The sequence below is a fragment of the Humibacter antri genome (assembly GCF_054777235.1).
This window is the reverse complement of sequence record NZ_BAAHAW010000001.1, coordinates 1-22193: the sequence shown is the minus strand read 5'-3', so window position 1 is coordinate 22193 and position 22193 is coordinate 1. Positions and strand designations below refer to the sequence as shown.

Annotated in this window: 20 protein-coding genes and 1 tRNA gene; 16 read left to right on the top strand and 5 right to left on the bottom strand. The window is 67.3% G+C overall.

Annotated elements, in window-relative coordinates:
* Window positions 1–7 precede the first annotated feature (7 nt).
* Entirely contained in the window at window positions 8–658 is a 651-nt protein-coding gene (locus ACYVDK_RS00105) for a response regulator transcription factor (protein ID WP_460516151.1), read from the bottom strand.
* Between the two features lie 113 nt (window positions 659–771).
* Between ACYVDK_RS00105 and ACYVDK_RS00100 the strand changes: the two genes are divergently transcribed.
* The 9 genes from ACYVDK_RS00100 (at window position 772) to ACYVDK_RS00060 (ending at window position 11516) form a co-directional block, all read left to right on the top strand.
* Entirely contained in the window at window positions 772–1452 is a 681-nt protein-coding gene (locus ACYVDK_RS00100) for a hypothetical protein (RefSeq protein WP_460516148.1), read from the top strand.
* Window positions 1445–2533 carry a peptidoglycan-binding protein gene (locus tag ACYVDK_RS00095; protein ID WP_460516145.1) on the top strand — a complete coding sequence of 363 codons (1089 nt, stop codon included), beginning with the start codon at window positions 1445–1447 and terminating at the stop codon, window positions 2531–2533. The genes ACYVDK_RS00100 and ACYVDK_RS00095 overlap by 8 nt, the downstream gene beginning before the upstream one ends.
* Window positions 2530–3213 carry an ABC transporter ATP-binding protein gene (locus tag ACYVDK_RS00090; RefSeq protein ID WP_460516142.1) on the top strand — a complete coding sequence of 228 codons (684 nt, stop codon included), beginning with the start codon at window positions 2530–2532 and terminating at the stop codon, window positions 3211–3213. The genes ACYVDK_RS00095 and ACYVDK_RS00090 overlap by 4 nt, the downstream gene beginning before the upstream one ends.
* Entirely contained in the window at window positions 3210–4433 is a 1224-nt protein-coding gene (locus tag ACYVDK_RS00085; RefSeq protein ID WP_460516139.1) for an ABC transporter permease, read from the top strand. Before ACYVDK_RS00090 ends, ACYVDK_RS00085 begins: the two co-directional genes overlap by 4 nt.
* Window positions 4434–4586: 153 nt before the next feature.
* Window positions 4587–7142 carry a right-handed parallel beta-helix repeat-containing protein gene (locus ACYVDK_RS00080; protein WP_460516137.1) on the top strand — a complete coding sequence of 852 codons (2556 nt, stop codon included), beginning with the start codon at window positions 4587–4589 and terminating at the stop codon, window positions 7140–7142.
* A gap of 347 nt (window positions 7143–7489) precedes the next feature.
* Window positions 7490–10066, top strand: coding sequence for a GH32 C-terminal domain-containing protein (locus ACYVDK_RS00075; protein WP_460516134.1), 2577 nt, complete (start codon window positions 7490–7492; stop codon window positions 10064–10066).
* Between the two features lie 102 nt (window positions 10067–10168).
* Entirely contained in the window at window positions 10169–10546 is a 378-nt protein-coding gene (locus tag ACYVDK_RS00070; protein WP_460516132.1) for a PIN domain-containing protein, read from the top strand.
* Between the two features lie 80 nt (window positions 10547–10626).
* A complete protein-coding gene (locus ACYVDK_RS00065) occupies window positions 10627–10869 on the top strand; it encodes an antitoxin VbhA family protein (RefSeq protein WP_460516129.1) in 243 nt (80 codons plus the stop codon).
* A complete protein-coding gene (locus tag ACYVDK_RS00060; RefSeq protein ID WP_460516126.1) occupies window positions 10869–11516 on the top strand; it encodes a Fic/DOC family protein in 648 nt (215 codons plus the stop codon). The genes ACYVDK_RS00065 and ACYVDK_RS00060 overlap by 1 nt, the downstream gene beginning before the upstream one ends.
* A 34-nt stretch (window positions 11517–11550) precedes the next feature.
* Here the strand turns inward: ACYVDK_RS00060 and ACYVDK_RS00055 are convergent, their stop codons facing one another.
* Window positions 11551–13029 carry a glycoside hydrolase family protein gene (locus tag ACYVDK_RS00055; RefSeq protein WP_460516123.1) on the bottom strand — a complete coding sequence of 493 codons (1479 nt, stop codon included), beginning with the start codon at window positions 13027–13029 and terminating at the stop codon, window positions 11551–11553.
* Window positions 13026–14102: a LacI family DNA-binding transcriptional regulator gene (locus ACYVDK_RS00050; RefSeq protein ID WP_460516120.1), complete on the bottom strand. Its 1077-nt coding sequence runs from the start codon at window positions 14100–14102 to the stop codon at window positions 13026–13028. The genes ACYVDK_RS00055 and ACYVDK_RS00050 overlap by 4 nt, the downstream gene beginning before the upstream one ends.
* A 207-nt stretch (window positions 14103–14309) precedes the next feature.
* Between ACYVDK_RS00050 and ACYVDK_RS00045 the strand changes: the two genes are divergently transcribed.
* The 7 genes from ACYVDK_RS00045 (at window position 14310) to ACYVDK_RS00015 (ending at window position 21344) form a co-directional block, all read left to right on the top strand.
* The gene (locus ACYVDK_RS00045) at window positions 14310–15713 is read left to right on the top strand and encodes an ABC transporter substrate-binding protein (RefSeq protein WP_460516118.1); all 1404 of its coding nucleotides are present in this window, start codon (window positions 14310–14312) and stop codon (window positions 15711–15713) included.
* A gap of 38 nt (window positions 15714–15751) precedes the next feature.
* A complete protein-coding gene (locus ACYVDK_RS00040) occupies window positions 15752–16672 on the top strand; it encodes a carbohydrate ABC transporter permease (protein WP_460516116.1) in 921 nt (306 codons plus the stop codon).
* A complete protein-coding gene (locus tag ACYVDK_RS00035; RefSeq protein ID WP_460516113.1) occupies window positions 16669–17544 on the top strand; it encodes a carbohydrate ABC transporter permease in 876 nt (291 codons plus the stop codon). Before ACYVDK_RS00040 ends, ACYVDK_RS00035 begins: the two co-directional genes overlap by 4 nt.
* 117 nt (window positions 17545–17661) lie before the next feature.
* The gene (locus ACYVDK_RS00030) at window positions 17662–19056 is read left to right on the top strand and encodes a glycoside hydrolase family 32 protein (protein ID WP_460516110.1); all 1395 of its coding nucleotides are present in this window, start codon (window positions 17662–17664) and stop codon (window positions 19054–19056) included.
* Window positions 19057–19333: 277 nt separating this feature from the next.
* Window positions 19334–20056, top strand: coding sequence for a hypothetical protein (locus ACYVDK_RS00025; protein ID WP_460516107.1), 723 nt, complete (start codon window positions 19334–19336; stop codon window positions 20054–20056).
* Window positions 20057–20088: 32 nt separating this feature from the next.
* On the top strand, window positions 20089–21231 hold the full coding sequence (locus tag ACYVDK_RS00020; protein WP_460516104.1) for a winged helix DNA-binding domain-containing protein: 1143 nt from the start codon (window positions 20089–20091) through the stop codon (window positions 21229–21231).
* A gap of 28 nt (window positions 21232–21259) precedes the next feature.
* Window positions 21260–21344: transfer RNA gene (locus ACYVDK_RS00015), tRNA-Ser, on the top strand.
* 53 nt (window positions 21345–21397) lie between these two features.
* On the opposite strand, the gene ACYVDK_RS00010 is transcribed toward ACYVDK_RS00015, so the two are convergent.
* Both ACYVDK_RS00010 and ACYVDK_RS00005 read right to left on the bottom strand, forming a co-directional pair.
* The gene (locus ACYVDK_RS00010; protein ID WP_460516101.1) at window positions 21398–21565 is read right to left on the bottom strand and encodes a hypothetical protein; all 168 of its coding nucleotides are present in this window, start codon (window positions 21563–21565) and stop codon (window positions 21398–21400) included.
* Between the two features lie 30 nt (window positions 21566–21595).
* On the bottom strand, window positions 21596–22193 hold a 598-nt coding region (locus ACYVDK_RS00005), incomplete at its 5' end, for a molybdopterin-binding protein (protein ID WP_460516098.1).

Below are 22193 nucleotides of genomic sequence, written 5' to 3'. Positions count from 1 at the left end.
GCGCCGATCACATCCTGTAGCCGACGCCGACGACGGTCTCGATCAAGGGAGGATCGCCGAGCTTGCGGCGCAGCCGCGCGACGGTGACGGCCACGATGTTGCTGAACGGGTCGAGGTTGGCATCCCATACGTGCTCCAGCAGCTCCTCGGCGCTGACCACGGCCCCATCGGCGCCGGCGAGGCGCTCGAGCACGCCGAACTCCTTGCGCGTCAGGGTGAGCGGATGCCCCGCACGGCTCACCCGGTGACGGGCACGGTCGACGGCGAGGTCGTCTTTGGTGACGATGGGTGATGCGCCCGGCCCTCGGCGATCCAGCGCTCGCAGCCTCGCGATGAGCTCGTGGAAGGCGAACGGCTTGCCGAGGTAGTCGTCGGCGCCCAGTTCGAGTCCGTCCACGCGGTCATCGACGTCGGATGCGGCGGTCAGCATCAGGATGCGGCTCGGTGTCTGCGCCCTCACGAGCGTGCGGCAGACCCGGTCGCCGTGCACGACCGACAGGTCGCGGTCCAGCACGATCACGTCGTAGTCGACCACTTCCGCTTGATCGAGGGCGGCCTGACCGTCGTAGACGGCGTCGACGGCCATCCCGGCGTCGCGCAGGCCCTCCGCGATGCGGTCCGCCAGCGCGACGTGATCCTCGACGACCAGCACTCGCATGCTCCCATGATGCGCCGGAGCACGTGACATCCGTCTGACAGCGGACGTTTCGATGCTGTCACACGTGCGCTGTTAGACCAGCGGTGTTCACCATCCGAAGCAGGGAGCATCGCATGCGCACCACGACGATGAAGACGGCGGCGTTGACGGTCCTGATCGGGGCAGCCCTTCTGCTGACAGCATGTTCGTCGCCGTCGGGCACGACCGTTCCAAGCCTTTCCGGCAGCACAGCGACGGCGGGCGCCGCGGCATCCGGTTCGAAGCCGAGCGGGCGGCCTCATCCGCGCGTTGGCTACAGCTCGTCCCGGGTCGCACAGCTGCACGCCGCCGCTCAGTGCCTTCGGGAGCACGGCGTGCCCGATTACCAGGATCCCGTGCTCACGGCCGACGGCTACGTCTTCACGGATGCGCGCAGCATCCAAGACGTCGAAGCCAAGATGTCGTCGTCGCAGCGCACCGCCGCGACGGCGACGTTCGACCGGGCGTGCGGTCACCTGTTCGCCGTGGCCGGCCTGCAACCCGACGACGAGTCGCCGGCTCCGCCGAAGCTGGTGCAGGCGGGCGTTCGTGCCGCACAGTGCCTGAGGACGCACGGGCTGCCGAACTACCGGGATCCCACGAGCGAGACACCGTTCACCCCGGGACACGGCTTCGAGGTCTCCGGCAACGAACTGCCCAACAACGGTGCCCTCGGGAAGCAGGATCCGACCGTTCAGAACGCGTTCACCGCCTGTCGTTCCCAGCTCGACGCCGAGGTCGCGGCGTCGACGATGAGCAGCCTCGCCCATGGCTGAGAGGCGCAGGGCCAGAGTGGTCGCCGTGGCGGTGACGGCGATCCTGGTGCTGGCGCTCGCCACCGGCGGCGCCTACTGGATGGCCTCCGGAGATCGCCCGGCCCCGCGGCCCACCGTGCCGACCGCGACCGCGACGATCGTGCGAACGACGCTCAGCACCACCACCCAGCTCTCGGCGACGCTGGGATACGCGGGGGAGCAGACGCTCTCGTCCCAATCCGAGGGCACGGTCACCGCGCTTCCCAGCCTGGGCGCGATCATCCCGAGGGGTCAGCAGCTGTACGAGGTCGACGGGCGATCCGTCTACCTGTTCTATGGGGCGCGGCCGGTCTGGCGCGCGTTCCAGCTCGGCATGGTGCCCGGTCCCGATGTGCAGCAGCTGGAGGCGAACCTCACGGCGCTCGGATTCGGGGCTGGCATCACGGTCGACGACGACTTCACCTGGAACACCGAGCGGGGCATTCTGGCCTGGCAGCGCGCCACCGGGCAGGCTCCGACCGGGGAGATCGACCTCGGCCGTGTGCTGTTCGCGCCCGGGCCGCTGCGCATCGCTGACACGTCAGCACTCGGCTCCGTGACGGGTCCGGGCCAGCCCGTGCTGACGGTGACCTCGCCCGTGCCCGTGGTCACCGTCGACATCCCCACGCTCCAGGTGCAGCTCGTACATGTCGGCGACCATGTCACGGTTACGTTGCCCACCGGCCGCACCATCGCCGGCACGGTCACTGATGTCTCAGCCGTCGCGCAGGTGCAGAGCAACGGTTCCGGAGACCAGTCCGGCGGGCCTCCGCAGGCGACCGTGCCTGCGCATGTCGCCCTCGCCGACGCGTCGGATGCTGCGGGCTTCGACCGGGCGCCCGTCACGGTGAACGTGGTCGATCAGCAGGTGCACAACGCGCTCGCGGTTCCGATCACTGCGCTCGTGGCGCTTTCGGGCGGCGGGTACGGCGTGTGGGTGGACGGCCAGCACGGACGGCGGCAGCTCGTCGGCGTCACGCCCGGGCTCTTCACCGACGCGCTCGTGCAGGTCACCGGTTCGGGGATCGAGCCAGGCCAGAAGGTCGAGGTTCCCGCGTCATGAGTGCACTGCTGGACCTCAACGGTGTGTGCAAGGTGTATCCGCCCCCTGCTGCGGTCGCCGCGGTCGCGGACGTCACCTTCAGCGTCGACGCCGGCGAGTCCGTGGCGATCACGGGGCCGTCCGGCTCCGGCAAGTCGACGATGCTCGATCTCATCGGGACGCTGGAGAGACCGACATCCGGCTCCCTCTCCCTCGATGGGCAGGACATGTCGCGGATGTCCGACCGCCAGGTCTCCGGGCTTCGCGCGTGGCGCATCGGCTTCGTCTTCCAGGAGTTCCACCTGCTCGACCACCTGACCGTGCTCGAGAACGTCATGACGGGATTGCTGTATCGAGGGTGGACGGCGAGACGTCGTCGCACGGCGGCGACCGCGGCGGTGGAGGCCGTTGGTCTCGCGGCCCGGAGCACGCATCGCCCGAGCCAGCTCTCCGGTGGTGAGCGCCAGCGTGTGGCGATCGCACGGGCGATGGCGGGAGAGCCGCGCATCCTGCTCGCCGATGAGCCCACCGGCAACCTGGACTCCGCCAACGGGCGAGCGATCATGCGGCTCATCGCCGGTTTCGCCGATCGACGCACGACCGTCGTGGTGATCACCCACGATCCGGATGTCGCCGCGGCGATGGGACGAGAGATCCGCCTGCGAGACGGACGAGTCGTCGCAGACAGCGGGCGACGATGATGCCGGTTCGGCGCGAGGCCGAGATCCCCGCCCGGTCCCGGATGCGCATGGTCGACGCGCTGCGGGTCGGCGGCGACGGGTTGCGGGCCAGGCGGATGAGGTCGGCTCTGTCCGCTCTCGGGATCGCGGTGGCGATCGGCGCCATCGTTGCGGTGCTCGGCCTCGCCTCCTCCGCGCAGGCGCAGCTGCTCGCCCAGCTCGGAAGGGAGTCGAACCTGCTCACGGTGGCCGCTGGGCAGGACTTCGGCGGCACCGCGCTGCCCCTGCCGTCGACGGCCGAGTCGATGGTGGCAGCGATTCCGCCCGTGCAGAACGTGACCGCGGTCGCATCCTTGACCGGGGTGACGGTGCGACGCAGTGCCGCGGTGCCGGCCATCGATACCGGCGGCATCACGGTGATGGCCGCGCAGGAGTCCCTGCCGCGCACGATCGGGGCATCCGTCATCGCCAGCCGGTTCCTCGACCCGGTGGCGCAGCGCTATCCGCTCGTCGTGCTGGGCTATCAGGCGGCGAAGAACCTCGGCATCGGAACGCTCACCCCGCAGACGCAGGTGTACCTGGGCGGCCGGTACTTCACCGTGATCGGGCTGCTCGCGCCCGTCGGCGTTGCACCCGAAATCGACGAGGCAGCCCTCGTCAGCTTCCCCATCGCGACAGCCGACCTCGGTCTCCAGCAGGGAGCCAGCAGGCTCTATCTGCGTGCCGATCCCGACCAGGTCGAGGCCGTCGCCGCCGTGCTCCCGTTCGCGGCGTCGCCGGCACACCCGGAGGCGGTCGCCGTGCGGCGGCCGTCGGACATCCTCGCAGCGCGAGCAGCGGCGAAGACCAGCTTCGTGGGCCTGTACCTCGCACTCGGAGCCGTCTCCCTGCTCGTCGGCGGAGTCGGCATCGCGAACACGATGGTCATCGCCGTTCTCGAGCGCCGCGGCGAGATCGGGTTGCGGCGCGCGGTCGGCGCGCGAGGCATCCACATCGGTGCACAGTTCCTGCTCGAGGCCGCCGTTCTCGCCGCCATCGGTGGAATCGGCGGAGCCGGCCTCGGAGCGTTGGCGACCGCCGTGGTCGATCGGTTGGCGCACAACCCGCTCACGATCCCGCCGATCGTGCCGCTCGTGGGCTTCGGCGCGGCCCTCGTCGTCGGCGTTCTTGCGGGCATCTATCCCGCGCTCCGTGCGGCTCGGCTGACACCGGCGACCGCGCTGCGTTCTGGCGCTGAGTGACGCAACGATCACCGTTCTGATTGTTCGAATGCGTCAGGAGCGGATGCACGCGATCGGCCGGTTGTGATCGCGGTCGAGTGTGGTCGCTCGCGTGCGTGGCACTCCTTGTTCCGCTGAGGATGTCGAGGTCACGGGCATTCAAGGAGGAAACCCATGCTGCGATGTCTTCGGGCGACACGCGGAAGTGCCGCTCACGGTGAACGAGCGAAGAGCGGCCGTGCGCGGCGCGTGCTGCTGACGGCGGGCGTCGCCGTTGCCGCGCTGCCGCTCGGTCTGCTCGGCGCCGTGCCCGCGGTCGCCGCACCCGCCGGGCACGGTCGGACCACCGGCACGACGTACCACGCCGACTGCAGCGCGCCGGATGCGGGGGCGAACGGGAGTGTCGGGCATCCGTTCACCACGATCGACGAGGTGAACGCGCTCGCGCTGAAACCGGGCGACTCGGTGTTGTTCGCGCGCGGGTCCACGTGCGCCGGAACGCTCACGCCGCGGGGATCCGGAAGCGAACGGGCCCCCATTGTGATCGGCGCGTACGGCGCCGGTGCTGCACCGGTCATCGACGGCGCCGGGGCGCACGACGCGGTGCTGCTGCAGAACATCGACCACGTGACGGTGCAGGATCTCGCGATCACGAATGCGGCGAACCCCGGCACCCAGCGCAACGGCATCCGCATCTCGCTCACCGACTTCGGCAAGGCGAGCGGCTACGTGCTGCAGCGGCTGGACATCCACGACGTGATGGGTGACGACAACAAGGGTCTGACCGGGTCGGCGGGCATTCAGGTCGGGATCGGCGGGCAGACCACTCCGACGTGGATCGACGGGCTGCAGATCCGCGACAACACGATCACGAACGTGGGCCGCGAGGGCATCTACTTCAAGTCGACCTGGAACAAGCGGCCCGAGGTCGGCACGCAGGACACCAGCGGGCTCGGCCCGTGGACGGCGAGCACCGGCGTCGTGATCGCAGGCAACACGATGAAGAGCATCGCGGGCGACGGCATCAAGGTCGACACCACGAAGGGCGCGGTGATCGAGCACAACACGCTCGCCAGATTCCAGTTGCGGTCGAACGCGAACAACGCCGGCATCTGGCCGTTCAACTCGGATGACACGCTCGTGCAGTACAACGACGTGTCCGGTGGCGGCAACAACCATGACGGCATGTCGTTCGACGCCGACGGCGGATCGCAGAACACCGTGTTCCAGTACAACTACAGCCACGACAACGGCGGCGGCCTGCTGCTGGTCTGCCCCTACTCCGGCGCCTGGACGTGGGGAACGGTGTTCCGCTACAACGTGAGCTACGACGACGCCGCGCGCGTGTTCCAGCTGTGCCCCGGGAACATCCAGAAGACGCAGATCTACAACAACACGATCGTGGACGAGTCCGCCTCGCCGACGTACTTCCTGCAGGACGACAACAGCACCAACCGCGGAGTCACGTTCAGCGACAACATCATGGTGAACCGCAACGCGCCGATGGGCGTTCAGGTGCGCGGTCCCGGCCTCTCGTTCGACCACAACCTGTTCATCGGCGTCAGCGGTGTGCCGACGAACGCGGATGGGTCCACGAACCCCGGCGGCGTCGCCTCCGATCCCGGCTTCGTCGACGAGACGCACGAACCGGCCGGTCCGAACGACCTGGGAACCCTGAAGCTTCGCCAGTTCTCGCCGGCGCTCCGGGCCGGCGTCGCGGTGCCGCACAACGGCGGACGCGACATCTACGGCACGCCTGTGCCTCGCACCGGGCCGGTGAACATCGGCGCGTATCAAGGCCCGGGCGTGCACGCCGAGCCGTCAGCGGTCATCCGGATGCCTGCAGTCGCGGCCGCGGCGAGTCTCCCGGTCACGGTGAACGCGACGGCGACGTTCTGGGCGGCCAAGCCGACGGAGGGCGTCGTTGCGACGTTGACGGCGCCCGCCGGGTGGAGCGTCGAACCCGTGAGCTCTGCGGTGGCCGACGGGCTCAAAGCGGGTGCGACGGCGTCGCTGTCGTGGAAGGTGACGCCGCCGGATGACGCGACATCCGGGAGTGCGCAGCTCACGGCATCCGTCGCCGATCGTCACGGCGAACTCGGGTCGGTCACGACCACCGTGCAGGTGCGCTCGCTGTACAAGGACATCGAGTCCGCGTTCGACGACGTAGCGATCACCGCGGACGGCGCCGACCCGTACACCGGAGACCTCGCGCTGAGTCGCAGCAGCCTGTCGTCGAACGACCTGCAGAAGGTCAAGGGCATCGCCCCTGGCGCGAGCGTGCAGGGTGTGAAGGTGGCGTACACCTGGCCGCAGTTCACGCCGGGCGAGAAGAACGCGGTGTGGTCGCAGGGTCAGAGCATCGCGGTTTCGGGGCAGGGCGACTCGCTCGGGCTCGTGGTGTTCGGGGTGAACGCGTATCCGACGCCGGCGTCGGGGACGGCATCGGTCACGTACACGGATGGCACGTCGAGCACATTCACGCTGGCGGCCGGCGACTACTACTACAACAAGCCGGCGGTCGGGAACACCGTGTTCACCACGATGGACTACCGCAACACGCCATCGGGTGAGGGAGCGGGACCGTTCAGCCTGTACGAGAGCACGATCCCGCTCGACAGCTCGAAGCAGGTGGCCTACGTGACCCTGCCCAACCTGCCGCCGTACGCCGACGGCAAGACGCCGGGGCTGCTGGTGCTGGCGATGGCCGTCGGGGGTGGCGCGGGCTGAGCGCTGCTGCCACGAGATCCCGTTTCACTGACGAAGAATGCTGACGGATGCCCGTCGGAACAGCAATATCTGTCAGTGAAACGGGATCTCGGCGTGTGGGCGGCCGCGGGGCCTCGCTCGTAGCGAACGTGCTCGCGGTGTTCGACGACTTGCAGGGTTGACCACGGTGCAGATCGGGGACAGAATCGTCAGCGGCTGCCTTAATACGTATTGATAGGCGTCTCCCCCTGCCTTCTTCACTTTGAGTTCGCAGAGCGAGGTCGCGGTACCAATACGTATCAATAGCCGCCGACGGCATGGTGCCGCCGTCACGTCGGCATCCTTCAGAGAGGAAGGCATCTTCGATCATGACCAGTTCTCCCCAGCACGCTCCGCTCGTGCCGCGACCGGGGCCACTGACCCTGCGGCGTCGCGCCCGTCGTCGGCTCATCGCGCTCGCGGCGATGTCCGTCGTCGGCGCCATGGCCATTACCGGGCTCACGGCGACGGCCGGCTCCGCGGCCACACCGCCCAGCTATCAGGAGCCGCACCGCCCCCAGTATCACTTCAGTCTGCCGACCGGATGGATGGGCGACCCGAACGGCCTCGTCTATAAGAACGGCCTCTACTACCTGTTCAGCTACGGCACGTGGAAGGGCGCCGTGAGCAAAGACCTCGTGCACTGGAAGAACATCCCGGTCACGGGTCCGGCACCTGATCCGGGAAGCAGCGCGTTCTTCTCCGGGAGTGCGGTCGTCGACACGAACAACACGAGTGGCTTCGGCACCCGCAAGAACCCGCCCATGGTCGCCGTCTACACGAGCGTGCAGCAGGGCACGAACATCGAGTCGCAGGACATCGCGTACAGCACGGATGACGGCCGCACCTGGACGCGCTACGCGGGCGACCCGGTGATCGACATCCACTCGGTGAACTTCCGCGATCCGAAGGTCTTCTGGTACGAGCCGGGTCACGAGTGGATGATGGTGGTCGCCCTGAGCGACCAGTACAAGACCGCGTTCTACACGTCGCCCGACCTGAAGACGTGGAAGCAGGTGGGCACGTTCGGTCCGGCCGGCGCGACCACGGGCGTGTGGGAGATGCCCGACCTGTACCAATTGCCCGTGGACGGAAACCAGGGCCACCAGAAGTGGGTGCTGAGCGTCAGCGTCGGCAGCACCGGGGTGCAGTATTTCGTCGGGGACTTCGACGGCTCGACCTTCACCCCAGACGGGCCGGCGACCTACACGCCGCCCGCCGGAACACCACTGGATGATTTCGAATCGGGCGGTTACGGGGGCTGGACCGCCACAGGCAGCGCGTTCGGAACGGCACCGGCAGCGGGAGCGCTGCCTAACCAGCAGCCCGTCACCGGATACCCCGGCACCTACGTCGTGAACAGCTACAACGGCGGGGATGCCTCCACCGGCAGCCTCGACTCGCCCGCATTCACCATCGACAAGCCGTACCTGAACTTCCTCGTCGGAGGCGGGAACAACCCGTACGTTGCGAACGCGGTGCCGTTCGGTACTCTGCCCACCGGCACCGTCTTCACGGACTTCTCCGGAACGAGCTACGACCCGGGATGGACGACGACCGGCTCCTTCGTCGGCACCGGCCCCAGCCACGAGCAGCTCGGCAACCAGGTCAGCTCGGGCGTGCTCGACACGTGGGGCCCGGACGGCGACCCCGGCGAGGGAACGATCACCTCGCCCACGTTCACCGTGGACAGTCCCTACATCGATCTGCAGACGGCCGGCGGCGAGCATCCGATGAGCCAGGCGAACCCGACCGCGGTGAACCTGCTGATCTGCGGAAAGGTGGTCGCCACCGCGACCGGCAACAACTCGGGAACGCTCACCTGGACGAACTGGGACACCAGCGCGTACCAGGGGCAACAGGCGCAGATCCAGGTGGTCGACCAGAACGACGGATCGCAGGGCTGGGGCCACCTCATGGTGGGCGACATCGTGTTCGCCGGCGAGCAGGCACCCGCGTGGGACACGCAGACCGCCGTGAACCTCGTCATGAACGGTCAGGTCGTGCGCTCGTCCACCGGGGCGAACAGCGAGAACCTGGACTGGGCTTCCTGGAACGTGAAGGATCTGCAGGGACAGCAGGCGCAGATCGAGATCGTCGACCACGCCACCGGCAGCTGGGGACACGTGCTCGCCGACGACTTCAGCCTCGCCGATGAGCCCGCACTGGACCAGCTGCAACGCGCGCACTGGATGGACTACGGCGCCGACTACTACGCCGAGAACACGTGGAACGGCGCGCCGCACGGTCAGCGCGTGGACATCGCGTGGATGAGCAACTGGGCGTACGCGTCGAACGTGCCGACATCCCCGTGGCAGGGCTCGGAGTCCTTCCCGCGCACGGTCTCGCTACAGACCATCGCGGGTCAGGTGCAACTGGTTCAGCAGCCGGTCGACCGGCTGGCCGCACTCCGCACCGGACCGGTGTCGACCGTGCGCAAGCTTTCGGTCGCCGACACGACGACTCCGCTCAAGGTGAACGGAGACGAACTCGAGATGGAGGCGCAGCTGAGCGCCGGCACGGCATCGACGTTCGGGCTGAACGTGCGCACGGGTAACGGCCAGTACACGCAGATCGGATACGACACGACCACCGGCGAGCTGTACGTCGACCGCAGCAAGTCGGGCGACACGAGCTTCAGCTCGGCGTTCAACAGCCGCAACTCGGCGCCGCTCGCCCTCGACGCGGACGGATCGCTGGGCCTGCGCATCCTCGTCGACGCATCATCGGTCGAGGTCTTCTCCGCTGACGGGACCCGTGTGCTGACGGAGCAGATCTTCCCGGATGCCTCCAGCAGCGGCGTCACCGCGTTCGCGACCGGCGGCACCGCCACGGTCGACTCGCTGAAGGCCTGGCACCTCAAGTCGATCTGGACAAGCGATAACGCAGGGGGAGCCCAGCCGTAAACCTTGCCGCTACACCAATCGGCATCCGCTACACGAAAGTTCTGTAGCGGATGCCGATGTCTGTAGCGCGTGCCGATCGGTTCAGCACATCATGTGCGCGCGATGACCGTCGTCGTCGACACGTCGGTTCTCGTCGACGTTCTCCGCGGGGAGCAGGCGGCCGCCAGGCCGTTCCGCGAATCGCGTGAGTCCGGCCCGCTGCACGCGAGCGAGGAGGTCAGGCTGGAGGTTTTGGCAGGGATGCGCGCTCAGGAGGAAGCAGCCACCCGAACGCTTTTCGCCGCCTTGACGTGGCGTCCGTTGGACGAGGGGATCGCCGAGATCGCGGGCGAGCTGGGGCGGCAATGGCTCCCCGGAAACCGCGGGATCGATTCCGCGGATCTCGCGATCGCAGCCACCGCGATCGCGCTCGACGCCCGGCTGCTGACCAGGAACGTCAAACATTTCCCGATGTTCAGCGGGTTGTCCGTCCCCTATTGACGAGTCACCGAGCTGACGGTCGCTCGCCCTGTCGAGGCATGCCGGTCGGATAAAATAGCGACAGCGGAGGGACCGGGATCATGAGCGTGGAGTTCGACGTCGTGGAACGCTGGCCGGAGTTGTTCACGCAACTCGACGAGGGGCAGCGTCGCTCGGTAGTGCAGTCGCTGGCTGCCAGCTGGCACGAGGGATGGGTGCCGAACCGCGAAGACGTCGAGAACCTGACCGATGAGGCGCGCGGGGCGATCGATGAGGCCGAATATCTACGTCGCGCGCGGGAGGCGGCCGAGCGCCGTCGTAAGGTCGCGGCGGCAGCGAGCTGATGTCCGCTCCGCAGTACGACTCCTGGGAGTCATACTTCTACGCGGACACGATGGATTGGCGCGGGCAGGGGACACTGCGGAACAAGCTCGATGAGCGCGACGCGGACGTACTGCGTGCGTTCGAGTACGCCGCTACGCAGTTGCGACAACGGCAGATTCTTGACGGCGCGGTCGGGATCGGCCGCACTTTTGACGCGGATCACGTTCGAGCGATCCATCTCCACCTGTTCCAAGATGTCTACGAGTGGGCGGGCGAGTACCGCACGGTGAACATCTCAAAAGGTGATGCACCGGGCGGCTTCGCCGATGCGAACTCAGGGATGATCGACCGATATCTCGCCGATATGCACGTCATGGCGACAAGCACGAGTTGGTCGCGGCTCGATCGTGCCGGTTTCGTCGACGCCTGCTCGCGGGTGTTCGCGTTCCTGAATCAGGCACATCCGTTCAGGGAGGGCAACGGGCGCACGGCCAAAGTCTTCATGGAGCACCTCGCCGACGGTTCCCGGTTTCGTTTCGAGTTCGAGCGTGTCACGCCGGAACTGTGGAATCAGGCATCCATGTTCTCCGGCCCCGACCTCGGTGCGTACGACCCTCATCCGGAGGAGCTGCGCGACGTATTCGACGCGATCGCGGTCGATCGGTGAGGCGACGCGGCGCGTAGTGGCTTGCCCCGCGCGTTCACCCGCGCATGTGCATGTCGAGGCGGGTCAGCTCGAAGCCGCCGTCGGTGGCGAACACGCCCACCCGACCCGCCTCGAGGTCGTACACGCGCGTGCTGAGCGCCACCGCGTCGTCGACCACGGCAACCAGGATGTCGTGATCCAGGTGCACCTGCACGGTGTGGCGACCGGCGGGTAGCGCGACCGGGCGCTCGAGTTCGACCGCGTGCGGCACGTCGCCGTGGATCTGCCACTGCTCGCCGCCGGTGCGTACGCGCGGCCACCGGTCGAACACGAGCCTTCCCCGTAGCGGTTCCAGCCGCAGGATGTACGCGTTCTCGCCGTCAGCGGATGCGCGCAGCAGGAGTCCGCACGCGTGCGTGCCCGGGTGGATGTCGAACTCCGCCGTGACGAGCGCCTCCCGTGGAAGTTCCGGACCCAGCCATGCGCTGTGGCGACTGTCTGCACCCGCACCGGGACGGGCATCCGCACCGTCGAGCGGCGTCAGCGTGTCGAGGATGCTCGCCCGCCCGTCGTGCAGCCCCGCCCCGTACAGCTCGAGCACCGACCGGGGCAGCCCGAAAGCCAGCGTCCCGTCCGCACGCTGCGTCGCGCGCAGCACCGACATGGTGCCCGCCCACTGCCACGCACCGTCGTCGCGATCGCCCGCGCGGGTGGCGATCCATCCGATGAAGAAGCGTTCTCCGCCGAGCCCGACCGTCTTTGAAGCGTAAAACGCGCGGCCGTCCACCGTGTCGTATTCGGGCGCCAGCCACGGGCCGTCGGGGCTCGTAGCCATGCGGTACCTGGTCTGAAACGAGTCGGAGAACTCCGAGTAGACGAGATACCACCACTGACCCCAGCGGAACACGTCGGGACACTCCTGGGTGATGTAGCGCCGCGGATCCCAGAGCGGTTCCGCGGCTCGCCAGGTGACGAGGTCATCACTGACGAGCCGGGCGACGACCCCGGAGCGGCGATACGGGGCATCCGTGCGGCGCGCCGCGAGCAGCATCTGCCACGGCTCATCCAGTGCGGCCCGGAACACGAAGGGATCGCGCCAGTCCTCCGCCGCATAGCCGAACGGAGCGCCGAACGTCCACTCCGGGTGCTTGGTCCACGCAGAAGGATCGCCGTCGGATGTCGCGTGGCAGACCACCTGCAGGTCACCGTCCGCGGTGCGCACCTCGGGATTGTGGCCTGTGTAGAAGAGGTGCAGCATGCCGTCGTCACCGGCCACGACGCTCCCGGTGTAGCAGTCGAAGTCCGCAGCCGAGCGGCCGCCCGAGGGCAGCACGACACCGCGGTCTTCGAACCGGGCGAAGTCGGGGGTCGTGACCGCGGCCCAGGGCATCCCTGTCGCACGGTCGGCGGGGTCAGTGCCCGGCCTCTCATCGAGCAGGTAGTACAGCCACGCCACACCGTCGCGCTCGACCGGGATGACGTCGCCGACGAAGCCACCGGCCGGCCGGAAGTGCGTGCTGGGCGCCGACGTCACGAACGGTCCTTCGGCGCCGCCAGCGATCCACGCGGCACATACGTGCACGGGATGAGCCGGGTGCCCTGCGGCTCCTCGTCTGCGAGCAGAAGTTCGCCCGCGGTCAGCCCCATCTTCAGGTGCGGCAGCGCCACGGTGGTCAGTGGCGGATGCAGTTGGTCGGCGATGTCGGGCTGGTCGTCGAATCCCACGATGCTGACGTCGCCCGGGCAGTCGAGTCCGGCTGCATGAGTGGCCATCAGTGCGCCCACCGCCATGCGGTCGTTGCCGCAGATCAATGCCGTCGGCATGCCCTCCGCCAGCACCCTCAGTGCCAGGTCGTAACCCGAGTGCACGTGATAATCACCGTGCTCGCGACGGATGCTTGCGGGTTCGATGCCCGCATCCCGCGCGGCATCCGCGAGCCCGCGCTCGCGCTCCTTGCACGCGTAGTCGCCTGCAGGCCCACCGAGGTAGACCACCCGACGGTGACCGGCCGCGAAGGTCGCGGCGGCGGCATCGCGGCCACCCTGATACTCGTCTGCCAGGATCTGCGGGGCATCCTTCGCGTTGTCGGCCCAGCAGTTGACGAAGATGGTGCGAACGTCGCTCTCGGTCACCGCCGCCCGGATCGGCTCCGGCCCCGGTGCGGCGTAAATCAGCCCGGCGACTCCCTGCGCGAGGAGGTTCTGCACGGCCGCGTCGACGGCATCCGGAGTCTCCGACGTCTCGACCACGAAGCACACGTAGCCGGCAGGCTGCACCGCCCGCTGCACTCCGAGCACGATCTGGCCGGCGTAGGGCTGGGAGACGATGCGGTTGGCGATGACGCCGACCGTGTAGGACTTGTTCGACCTCAGCGCCCGCGCCGCACGGTTGGGATGGAAGTTGAGGTCCTTGGCTGCCTGCAGCACGCGAGCCCGTGTCTCGTCCGCCACGGAGACGTCGCGCCGATCATTGAGCACGAACGACACCGTCGGCTGGGAGACGCCGGCGCGCTTGGCGACATCCTTCATGGTGACGCGGCGCTGCTCACGGCCCTGATCGGCTGCGACCGCAGATCGTGACGGCGGGTGCTTCTTATGGTCGGGCATCCTTGCTCCTTCTCGTCGCGGCGATGTAACCATCTTGTCACGAAACCAATACGTATTGCCATCGCATCTCGCGGCGAGTTATGCTGCACGAGCAAATACGTATTGGTGTCCGAAGGCCGAGAATGCGGCGACGGAGATACGTACCCGCAGAACACAACTTCGACCACAACCGCTCAGACAAATGAACCGCTCAGAGAGGAGCGAACTATGACCGCCACCTTCGGCCCGACCATGGATCGTCGAACGCTATTGAAGCTCGGCGGAGCCGGGCTGGCCATAACGGGACTTGCGTCACTCGCTGCCTGCTCATCGACCGGAGGCGGTGGAGGAACAACAGGCTCCGCCACCCTCAAGATGCTCTACTTCGGCCAGCAGAGCGCGGCGACCACGCTGCAAAAGGCTCTTGAGCCGCAGATCAAGAAGATCGACAAGAACGCGTCCCTGGAGATCACCGGCATCAACGGCACCGACTGGAACGACTTCATTGCGAAGGTGCTCACGCAGATTGCGGCGGGCTCTGCGCCTGACTTGGTCAGTGTTGCCACCGAGGGTCTTCAGCAGATGGCGGCCAAGCAGATGATCGCGCCGCTGGACCACTACGTCACCCAAGACATGAACTCCCTGAAGAGCTACTTCGACGACGTACATCCGGCCCTTGTCGAGTCGATGATGTACCAGGGCCACCTGTACGAGCTCACTGACAGCTTCAACGCGGGCAGCATGTTCTACAGCACGGAGCTCTATGCGAAGGCCGGGCTCGCGCTGCCCACCGCCAAGTGGACGATGGACGACTTCCACACCAACGCGCAGAAGATCGCTGCTCTCGGCTCGAACACGAACGCGTTCGACTGGGTGGTGCGCCTCTGGGGAAGCTGGACCTCGTTCCTCTACGCGAACGACGGCAACCTGCTCACCGAAGGCAAGTACTCGGGCGGCGACTGGCTCTGGAAGAAGGCCTACGCGAACAATCCGCTGGCCGAAGGCAGGAGTGGCGGCTGGAAGTGGGGCGCGCCCACGGCGAACTCCGCCCCGGCGGTCGAAGCGCTGGAGTACATGATCGAGCTTCAGAAGGCGAACCTGTCGCCGTCGCCCGACGTCGGAGGCGGTGGAACGCTGCAGGGCCTGTTCGCGTCAGGTCGCGTCGGCATGACGATCGGCGGCGGGTTCTGGGCCGGCGGTCTGCACAACGCCGGCATGAAGCCCGGCACCTTCGACGTTGCGCCCTTCCCGACCTGGAAGAGCAACAAGTCGCTGTTCGGCGCGGGCGGGTACGGCATCTTCAACACCTCGAAGAACAAGGACCTCGCCTGGGAGGTCGTCAAGATGCTCGTTCAGCCGGAGACCTTCGACCTCGTCTACCCGGGCAATGTGACGACGCCTGCCCGCAAGTCGTTGATGACGGCCGACCGCTACAAGAGCACCGGGCCCGACCACTGGTCGACGTTCTGGGACCAGCTGAACGGATCCGTTCCGATCTCGGCCCCGCCGTACTACCAGGCGCTCGCGACCTCGCTCAACCAGCGCACCACGCAGGCCATCTCGAGCGGCAACGCCAAGGCAGCGCTCGACGGCATGCAGTCCGACCTTGAAAAGGCTCAGGCGAATTCCTGATGACCGCCACCGCTGAAAGCGCGCAGGAGGTTGTGCGCGTGACAGCCTCCCATCGATCCTCCCGTCGCCCCGGTGCGCGGCGGGAGGCCCGGCGGCAGGCGACCTTCGGCTACCTGATGATCTCTCTGGCGGTGGTCTTCGTGGCCGTCTTCACCTTCATCCCGATCCTGGTGTCGCTGGGCTTGTCCTTCTTCTCATGGGATGTCATCACCCCGCCGCAGTTCGTCGGCATCAAGAACTTCACGAGGCTGTTCTCCGACGACCAGGTGCTCTCTTCATTCGGGGTCACCATCCTGCTGGCCATCGGAATCGTGGTGCTGCAGATCGCGCTCGGACTGCTGCTCGCAGTGCTGGTCAACAACCGCAAGCACAAGTGGACGAAGGCGCTGTTCCGCACGACGTTCTACCTGCCGCTGCTGGCCTCCACCGCCGCGGTCTCGATCTTCATGGGATACCTTTTCGACGCGAAGTTCGGGCTCATCAACTATTACCTCAGTGAGTTCGGCATCCCCGCGGTGCCATGGCTGGTGAACCCGGTGACGGCGCAGATCACGATGATCATCATCGTCGTATGGCAGCAGGTGGGCTTCACGTTCGTGCTGTTCGTGGCGTCCCTCACCTCGGTGCCGACCGACGTGCTGGAGGCCGCAGCGATCGACGGCGCAGGGCCGTGGCGCACGCTGTTCCGCATCAAGATCCCGCTGATCAGCCCGACGATCCTGTTCGCGACGGTCGTGGCGATGATCAACGCGATGCAGCTGTTCGACCAGCCGTTCATCATGACCAAAGGGGGCCCGGGAACGGCGACCACCACAGCCACCATCTCGATGTACCAGACCGGCTTTCAGAACCTCCAGTTCGGGTACGCATCGGCGATCGCCATTCTGCTGCTGGTGATCATCCTGCTGGTCACGGGCATTCAATTCCTCGCCGCTCGAAAGCTGGTGTTCTACCAATGACGACGATCGAACTCCCCGACACGGTCCATGTCGTGGGCCGCCGCCGGCGCCCCATCGTGAAGGTGGGCAGCATCGCCGGGATGGTCATGCTCATCCTCAGCGCGGTCGTCGCCTTCGGTCCGCTGCTCTGGACCCTCAGCACGTCGCTGCGTACTCCGGCTGCAGCGTTCACGAACCCGCCGCAGTGGATTCCCACCGACTGGGATTTCGGCAACTACGTCGCCGTGTTCAACCAGATTCCGATCGGCCAGTTCTTCGTGAACAGTGTCGTCGTCACAGTGCTCATCGTCGTCGGGCAGACCATCACCTGCACCCTGTCGGGCTACGCGTTCGCGATGATCTCATTCCCGGGTAAGAACACCATCTTCGGCGTGTTCCTGGCCACGATGATGGTGCCGCTGCAGACGATCATCATCCCGGTGTTCATCATCGTGAGGATGCTCGGCCTGAGCGACTCGCTCGGCGCGCTGATCATCCCGGCACTGGGCAGCGCGTTCGGCACGTTCCTCATGCGGCAGTACTTCATGCAGATGCCGCGCGAGTTGGGCGAAGCAGCCCGCATCGACGGCGCGACCCAGTTCGGAGTGTTCTGGCACGTCTATGCGCGCATGGCGTCACCCGCGGTCGCGACGCTGGCGATCCTGAACTTCTCCGGCTTCTGGGCGGAGTTCTACCGGCCGCTGATCTTCCTCAACTCACAGGACCACTTCACGCTGCCTCTCGGCCTCGTCGGGCTGCAGGGCAACCTCGGCACCGGGTCGATCTCGATCGTGCTGGCCGGCGTCATCCTCGCGATGATCCCGAGTGTTCTGCTGTTCGTCTTCGCCCAGCGGTACTTCATCGAGGGCGTCACCGCCGGCTCGTTCCGATAACCCACAGTCCGAGGCGCCTCCGGCGGGTGCGATCGCACCCGCCCGGGAACCTCGTCGCCCACATCCGTCACGGCGCTGCGCTGACCGCACCGCCACCCAGCCAAGGAGTCTGCGCCGATGGCCGACCGGCATCCGCATCACCGCCCGAAGTTCCATATAAGCCCGCCGCGCGGCTACCTCAACGACCCGAATGGGCCGATCGAGTTAGGCGATATGCTCCACCTCTACTTCCAGTCGCGGTCGCTGGCCGATCTCGCGGTGCCGGTCGAGTGGGGGCATGCGACGACGGACGACCTCGTGCACTGGACGCTCCATCGCCCGGCCATGAGTCCGCTTCCGGGTGGGCTCGACTCGGAGGGATGCTGGTCGGGCAACTCCGCGGTCGATGGTGGTCGGGTGCGCGCGTACTACTCCGGGCACGTGCAGGGCCGCCCGCTCGAGCACATCGTCACCGCGCTGAGTGACGAGAACGGCACGAACTTCGGGCCGCCGACGCGACTCCTCGAGGATCCCGAGACGGCCGAAGGCATCCGTATGTTCCGCGACCCGTTCGTGTGGACGGGTTCGGATGGTTGGCACATGGCCGTCGGCTCGGTCGCCGATGGGGGCCCCGCGGCGATCCGCCACTACCGCTCGCAGGACGGCCTGGACTGGAGCTATGACGGCCATCTCGCCGAGCTGCAGCGCACGCTCATCGAGGACAACGGCCGATTCATCGACACCGGCGAGGGCTGGGAGTGCCCGCAGGTGGTGTGTGTCGACGGACGCGAGGTGGCCGTTGTTTGCTCCTGGTCGTTCTCGGACGGCCCCGACGGCGTCCTCGCCTTCCTGCTCGACGGCACGCCGGAGCCGCGTCGTGTCGACGATGGGCACGACTTCTACGCGCCGTCGGTGCTGCGCGAGAGCTCTTACGGCCCGCTGCTCTTCGGTTGGATCATGGAGGGGCGTGACTCCGCCTGGTGGCATCAAGAAGGCTGGTCCGGGGCCGTTGCGCTGCCGCGCAACGTGTGGCTCGCTCCGGATGCCACTGGCGTCGACCGGCTCTGCACCGAGCCGCATCCGGCGCTCGTCGAGCTGCGGGTCGGGGAATCCCGTGCGGCGGACGGAGCCGTGCTCGCCGCCCAGGCGGAACTCGTCGTTCCTGCGAGCGTGACCGGTCGCATCCGTCTGCGCTTCGGCGCCGACGAGTGGGTCGACATCGACCTCGATGCGCAGTGGGGAACCGTGGCGATCGACACGGATCACGCCAGTGACGATGTCCGTGCCCGCGGCGGTCGTGCCGTCGCGTCGGATGCCTTCGACGAGACATCCGCTCGCCCTGCGTTGCGGATATTCCTCGACGGCTCGGTGATCGAGGCATTCACCAGCGCCGGCCGCTCGTTGACCACCCGGGCCTATCCGCTGAGCGGGTCGGACTGGACCGTGGAGGCGCCGGAGGGCGTGCTCGTTTGGGACCTCGTGGCGTCGGTGGCGACGGAGGCAGAAGTGCCGATGGTGGCCGCACTGCGGTGACAAGACGGTCGGACGAGCGATCGGCGGGCGGCATCACTGGCCCCCGCCAGGGGGTCTTTGTTACCCTCGATGCTTGAGTGCTCTGGTCGACTTTGAGTATTCCCCGCCCCCTACCCGCAACGGCGAGCACGCGATGCGTGCACCGTGACATCCGGATTCCATGCCTGCTTACCCCACTCGACGCGCGGCCCGTGAGGCCGCCGCTGCGGCCGACCACGCGCACCGGCGCCGCCGGGCGTCGAAAGATCAGGCATCCGAGCGGTCGCGAGCAGCCACGATGGCTCGATCGACGGCGGATGTCCAGCACGGCCGCGCGGCCCATCGCACGCCCCGAAGGCAATGGCGATCGCCGGGGCGGGTGACGGCAGCGGCGGCCGCCGCAATGTTCCTGGCGGGCAGCGCGATGGTGGCGATTCCCGCGAACGCCGCGACCGGGCCATCCGGCACGCTGTACGCCGACCAGCTCATCGCGAACACCGCCTCGCTGCACACCCAGTCGATGCACGTGTCAGGGAACGTCGCGCAGGCGGCCATCGAGCAGCCGAAGTTCGGCTCGGCCGGTTTCACGAGGCCGGACGGCTCGTCGGCCATCACGGTAGGCGGCACGACCAACGCCGACTGGGCGGCGCTCGTGCTGCAAGACGGCAAGTTCCCCGTGACACCGAACAACCTCACCGTGATACTGCAGTGGATGGACTCCGAGAACGACCCGCACAGCTGGTGGCTGCGCAACAACCCCCTGAACAATGGGCTGGGCTCCGGCGGCGGAGCGGGCTTCGGCAGCTACGACAACCTCACGATCGCGGCGTCTTATGTCGCACAGCAGCTTCGGCGTGACCTGTTCTCCGGAATCGCGCAGGCGTTCGATTCGAACGCGCCCGTCGCGACGAGTGTGCAGGCGATCATCGACTCGCCGTGGGCCGGCGGACACTACGACTACGGCGCGATCTGGCATGGCGTCGACGTGCCGATCGTCGCCGCGCCTTCGGGGGACTGGTGAGCACCGTCGCACGTCCCGCCTAACATGGCGGCGTGACCGAGCCCCCGCACCGCCTCAGTCGGCAGGACGCACGTCGCATCGCCGTGCGCGCCCAGCTGCTGGATGCCTCGCGCCCGGTCGATCTGCTCGACACCGTGCGCAGGCTCACGCTGGTGCAGTACGAGCCGACCGCCGTGGTCGCCCCGAGCGCCGACCTCGTGCTGTGGAGTCGACTCGGGCGCTTCTATCGGCCGGATGATCTGCAGCGGGCACTTGCATCCCACGTGATCGTGGAGCTGCGCAGCATGATGCGGCCAGTACACGACATCGCGCTCTACCGGGCCGAGATGACGGCGTGGCCCGGCGCGGGTGCTCCGGGTTGGGCGCGCGCCCAGGCAGCGTGGGTGGAGGCTAACGACGCGCTGCGGCGGGACATCCTCGACCGCATCAGTCACGGTGGCCCGATGGTCTCGCGCGACCTGCCTGACGACAAGTGTGTGAAGCCGTGGCAGTCCAGCGGATGGAACTCCGGACGCAATTCCGCCATGATGCTCGAGTTCATGGAGCAGCGAGGCGAGGTGGCCGTCGCCGGCCGGCTCGGCCGCGAACGCCAGTGGGACCTCGCCGAGCGCATCTACCCTGACGATCCGGTGGTACCCCTGGAGGATGCCGTGCGCGAGCGTCGCGCTCGCCGCCTCCGGTCGCTGGGCATTGCTCGCGCGCGCACCACACAGACGCAGTTCGAGCCGTTGGATGTCGGCGACGCCGGCGAGCCCGCCGTCATCGAGGGTGTGCGAGGAACTTGGCGCGTCGACCCCGGTGCCCTCGCGTTGGTGGGCGGGTCGACGGCAGAGACCTCAGCGAACGGTGGCTTCCAGGATCGCACGGCGATCCTGTCCCCGTTCGACCGCCTGATCTTCGACCGCAAGCGTCTCGCCGAACTCTTCGAGTTCGATTACCAGTTGGGCATGTACAAGCCGGCGGCGCAACGGCGCTTCGGCTTCTATGCGCTCCCGATGCTGCACGGCGACCGCCTTGTCGGCAAGGTGGATGCCACGAGCGACGTGCCGGCATCGGTGCTGCAGGTGCACTGCGTGTATGCGGACGAGTCATTCACGTCGGAGTTGAAGGATGCCGTGCGCACAGAACTCGAGAGCCTCGCTGAGCTGCTGCGTCTACGTCTCGAGTTCGAGTAGCGGCGCGCGCTCGGTAGACTCGGCGGCTGGAGGGCTGTCCGAGCGGCCGATGGAGCTGGTCTTGAAAACCAGTGGGCAGAAATGTCTCGTGGGTTCGAATCCCACGCCCTCCGCTTCGTTCGGAGGCCAGAGAGTCGTTGAAAACACTGGGGAGTTGGGCGTTCACTCAGTCTATTGACTTCGGTTTGACGACAGATTTGACGACAGTTGACCGCTTGCGGGCATGATTCAGGGCCTTCGCTACGTCGTCGAGGTCATCGTCGAAGAGGTCCGCGTAGACGTCGAGCGCCATCGTTGCCGACTCTCTCGCGAGGACTATGTGCAAGCCGGCCACCTTGATCACTGTTGGCCAGTCGGGGCGCGATCAAGAAACCTGTACCAGTGTCGACTGCCACCCGGTCGACCCGTTCGGTGCGATCGGGGTGCGCTTCTCTTCCTGCAATGTTCCTGCGCGGTCGGTTGCACGCACCGCCAGGGTGTGGGATCCGCTTGTCGCGTTCCAGTCGAGCGACCACTGCACCCAGGTGTCGGCGTTGATTGCGGGGGCGAGCGGCGCCTCTTGCCAGGAGGCGCCGTCGATTTGGACCTCGACCTTGCTGATTCCGACGGTCTGCGCCCAGGCGACGCCCGCGATCTTCGTAGGGCCCGCCGAGAGTGGCCGGTCGAGGCGTGGGGTGTCGATGCGGCTGGAGAGTTTGATCGGGGCTTTTGGGCTGTATCCGCGGGGCGTCCAGTAGGCCTGGTCGGCGGCGAAGGTTGTTACCTTCAGGTCCGTAAGCCACTTGGTTGCTGAGACGTAGCCGTAGAGGCCGGGGACGACCATCCGGACCGGGAAGCCGTGCTCCAGCGGAAGCGGCTCGCCGTTCATCCCGACCGCCAGGATGGCGTCACGTTTCGGGTCGGTGAGCGCGGTCAGTGGTGTGCTCGCGGTGAAGCCGTCGACGCTGCGGGACAGGACCATG

Bases quoted from the DNA above. Each gene is read 5' to 3' on its own strand.
- ACYVDK_RS00105 (WP_460516151.1), bottom strand. From the start codon at position 658: ATGCGAGTGCTGGTCGTCGAGGATCACGTCGCGCTGGCGGACCGCATC.
- ACYVDK_RS00100 (WP_460516148.1), top strand. From the start codon at position 772: ATGCGCACCACGACGATGAAGACGGCGGCGTTGACGGTCCTGATCGGG.
- ACYVDK_RS00095 (WP_460516145.1), top strand. From the start codon at position 1,445: ATGGCTGAGAGGCGCAGGGCCAGAGTGGTCGCCGTGGCGGTGACGGCG.
- ACYVDK_RS00090 (WP_460516142.1), top strand. From the start codon at position 2,530: ATGAGTGCACTGCTGGACCTCAACGGTGTGTGCAAGGTGTATCCGCCC.
- ACYVDK_RS00085 (WP_460516139.1), top strand. From the start codon at position 3,210: ATGATGCCGGTTCGGCGCGAGGCCGAGATCCCCGCCCGGTCCCGGATG.
- ACYVDK_RS00080 (WP_460516137.1), top strand. From the start codon at position 4,587: ATGCTGCGATGTCTTCGGGCGACACGCGGAAGTGCCGCTCACGGTGAA.
- ACYVDK_RS00075 (WP_460516134.1), top strand. From the start codon at position 7,490: ATGACCAGTTCTCCCCAGCACGCTCCGCTCGTGCCGCGACCGGGGCCA.
- ACYVDK_RS00070 (WP_460516132.1), top strand. From the start codon at position 10,169: ATGACCGTCGTCGTCGACACGTCGGTTCTCGTCGACGTTCTCCGCGGG.
- ACYVDK_RS00065 (WP_460516129.1), top strand. From the start codon at position 10,627: ATGAGCGTGGAGTTCGACGTCGTGGAACGCTGGCCGGAGTTGTTCACG.
- ACYVDK_RS00060 (WP_460516126.1), top strand. From the start codon at position 10,869: ATGTCCGCTCCGCAGTACGACTCCTGGGAGTCATACTTCTACGCGGAC.
- ACYVDK_RS00050 (WP_460516120.1), bottom strand. From the start codon at position 14,102: ATGCCCGACCATAAGAAGCACCCGCCGTCACGATCTGCGGTCGCAGCC.
- ACYVDK_RS00045 (WP_460516118.1), top strand. From the start codon at position 14,310: ATGACCGCCACCTTCGGCCCGACCATGGATCGTCGAACGCTATTGAAG.
- ACYVDK_RS00035 (WP_460516113.1), top strand. From the start codon at position 16,669: ATGACGACGATCGAACTCCCCGACACGGTCCATGTCGTGGGCCGCCGC.
- ACYVDK_RS00030 (WP_460516110.1), top strand. From the start codon at position 17,662: ATGGCCGACCGGCATCCGCATCACCGCCCGAAGTTCCATATAAGCCCG.
- ACYVDK_RS00025 (WP_460516107.1), top strand. From the start codon at position 19,334: ATGGCTCGATCGACGGCGGATGTCCAGCACGGCCGCGCGGCCCATCGC.